Raw genomic sequence first — 790 nt, forward strand, 5'->3', positions numbered from 1 at the left:
CTCCTGCTTCTTGCTCATTCGGTTGCCGCCGATGTGGCCACGCGCCGTGCTGAAATAGCGCGTCTCCAGGTCGCCGAATAAACGCTCAATCGGCTTTGCGGAGGCGTTGTAGGGCAAAGCATTGATGCCGTGGGTTGATCGGGACGGGCCCGGAAGCCCGGCACGGTAAGCTGCATGGCATCGTCCAGAAAGGCGGCGAAGCCGAATTCTTTGCCGTTGTCGACATAGAGCGATTGCGGCATGCCCCACGCTTCGATCATGGCCGCGAAGACTTCGATCACGTCGCGGTTTTGCACGCCGCCGCGCTTTTCGAAAAAGATCAGCCCTATCCAGAGGCGCTGCGTCGCCCAGTCTAAGAAACCGATCAGCTTAGCAGTGGCGACAATGCCGTCAGGACGAGTGAGGTGAATGTCGACAGGATGAACATCGTCGACCACCAGCTCCATCGGCTGCATGCAGGCGACGGTGCGCCGGATGCGCGGCCGGCGATCATCATAAGCCTTATGGTCGCGTTTAAACCGGTGGACGTTTCGGAAGTGGAGTTCCACTGAGACAAGGTCGGTTGGGATAGAACAAGCGCGCTCCAGCACGCTAGGATCGCCGGGACGAAAGCCCCAGGCCCGAGTCGCGTCGACCAGGAACTTCTCGGCTTCTTGCAGGGTATGGCCCCACGACATGCCGCCTTTGAGGAGGCCGCGGATTTCCTGCTTTAGGTCCTCCGCGATTTTTGCCTTGGTGGATGCTTCGAACGGGACCAGCTTGTCCCACCTCCGGCTTATGACGACACGCT

Annotated in this window: 1 protein-coding gene; it reads right to left on the reverse strand. The window is 59.9% G+C overall.

Features of this window, described 5'->3' with window-relative positions; all coding sequences use genetic code 11:
* Nucleotides 1–14 precede the first annotated feature (14 nt).
* Nucleotides 15–790, reverse strand: a 776-nt coding sequence (locus CKW40_RS44300) for a hypothetical protein (protein ID WP_198421200.1), incomplete at its 5' end; no start/stop codon positions are given.

It is taken from the genome of Mesorhizobium carmichaelinearum (assembly GCF_900199455.1).
Lineage (GTDB): Bacteria > Pseudomonadota > Alphaproteobacteria > Rhizobiales > Rhizobiaceae > Mesorhizobium > Mesorhizobium carmichaelinearum.